The sequence below is a fragment of the Rhodoferax bucti genome (assembly GCF_005876985.1).
Taxonomy (GTDB): Bacteria; Pseudomonadota; Gammaproteobacteria; order Burkholderiales; family Burkholderiaceae_C; genus Allorhodoferax; species Allorhodoferax bucti.
The window spans coordinates 1,342,501-1,344,605 of sequence record NZ_VAHD01000001.1; the positions used below are offsets into that span (position 1 = coordinate 1,342,501).

Here is a 2,105-nt window from a genome sequence, read left to right on the forward strand (position 1 = left end):
TCTGTAAGCCTGTGAAGGTGTGTTGTAAAGCATGCTGGAGGTATCAGAAGTGCGAATGCTGACATGAGTAGCGTTAAAGGGGGTGAAAAGCCCCCTCGCCGTAAGCGCAAGGTTTTCTACGCAACGTTCATCGGCGTAGAGTGAGTCGGCCCCTAAGGCGAGGCAGAGATGCGTAGCTGATGGGAAACAGGTCAATATTCCTGTACCGATGTGTAGTGCGATGTGGGGACGGAGAAGGTTAACTCAGCCAACTGTTGGACATGTTGGTTCAAGCTTGTAGTCGTGCCTGGTAGGCAAATCCGCCGGGCTTAGATGAGGAGTGATAACGAGAGTGCTTGCACTCGAAGTGAGTGATACCCTGCTTCCAGGAAAAGCCACTAAGCTTCAGCTACACACGACCGTACCGCAAACCGACACTGGTGCGCGAGATGAGTATTCTAAGGCGCTTGAGAGAACTCGGGAGAAGGAACTCGGCAAATTGACACCGTAACTTCGGAAGAAGGTGTGCCTTTAGTAGGTGAAGTCCCTCGCGGATGGAGCCCAATGAGGTTGCAAAAAATCGGTGGCTGCGACTGTTTATTAAAAACACAGCACTCTGCAAACACGAAAGTGGACGTATAGGGTGTGACGCCTGCCCGGTGCTGGAAGATTAAATGATGGGGTGCAAGCTCTTGATTGAAGTCCCAGTAAACGGCGGCCGTAACTATAACGGTCCTAAGGTAGCGAAATTCCTTGTCGGGTAAGTTCCGACCTGCACGAATGGCGTAACGATGGCCACACTGTCTCCTCCCGAGACTCAGCGAAGTTGAAATGTTTGTGATGATGCAATCTCCCCGCGGAAAGACGGAAAGACCCCATGAACCTTTACTGTAGCTTTGTATTGGACTTTGAACAGATCTGTGTAGGATAGGTGGGAGGCTTTGAAGTAGGGTCGCTAGATCTTATGGAGCCAACGTTGAAATACCACCCTGGTGTGTTTGAGGTTCTAACCTAGGTCCATTATCTGGATCGGGGACAGTGCATGGTAGGCAGTTTGACTGGGGCGGTCTCCTCCCAAAGCGTAACGGAGGAGTTCGAAGGTACGCTAGTTACGGTCGGACATCGTGATGATAGTGCAATGGCATAAGCGTGCTTAACTGCGAGACTGACAAGTCGAGCAGATGCGAAAGCAGGACATAGTGATCCGGTGGTTCTGTATGGAAGGGCCATCGCTCAACGGATAAAAGGTACTCTGGGGATAACAGGCTGATACCGCCCAAGAGTTCATATCGACGGCGGTGTTTGGCACCTCGATGTCGGCTCATCTCATCCTGGGGCTGTAGCCGGTCCCAAGGGTATGGCTGTTCGCCATTTAAAGAGGTACGTGAGCTGGGTTTAAAACGTCGTGAGACAGTTTGGTCCCTATCTTCCGTGGGCGCTGCAGATTTGAGGAAGCCTGCTCCTAGTACGAGAGGACCGGAGTGGACACACCTCTGGTGTATCGGTTGTCACGCCAGTGGCATTGCCGAGTAGCTAAGTGTGGAAGAGATAACCGCTGAAAGCATCTAAGCGGGAAACTCGTTTCAAGATGAGATCTGCCGGGGCCTTGAGCCCCCTGAAGAGTCGTTCAAGACCAGGACGTTGATAGGTCAGGTGTGGAAGCGCAGTAATGCGTTAAGCTAACTGATACTAATTGCTCGTGCGGCTTGACCCTATAACTTTGATGCACGTAAGTGTTTCAAGGAAGTTATGCCAAGTTGACGCATTCAAATGACCATCTCTAAGCGAGATGGCGTCGTAAAAGACAAGCTGATTAGCTCTATAAATTGGTTGCCTAGACCTTGTGTCTGGGTGACAAAAAGTTATGCCTGACGACCATAGCGACTTGGTACCACTCCTTCCCATCCCGAACAGGACAGTGAAACGAGTCAGCGCCGATGATAGTGCGGATCCCCGTGTGAAAGTAGGTCATCGTCAGGCTATTTACAGTGAGAAACACCCCGTCAAGTGGCGGGGTGTTTTTTTTAGTGCTGGTAGCAGTGCTAAAAAAAGCAAGAAATGTTCGCTAAGTTTGACGGCGACTTAAAAAGTGTGTCATAATTTGAGGCTTCGCTGATCACAGCAAG

At 50.6% G+C, this 2,105-nt stretch carries 2 rRNA genes (1 of these 2 running past the window's edge); both read left to right on the top strand.

The features are described 5' to 3' along the window. A 23S ribosomal RNA gene (locus FDM28_RS06480) occupies positions 1-1,693 on the top strand (it extends 1,185 nt beyond the left edge of the window). A 153-nt stretch (positions 1,694-1,846) separates the two neighbouring features. Next, a 5S ribosomal RNA gene (gene rrf / locus FDM28_RS06485) occupies positions 1,847-1,959 on the top strand. Positions 1,960-2,105 lie beyond the last annotated feature (146 nt).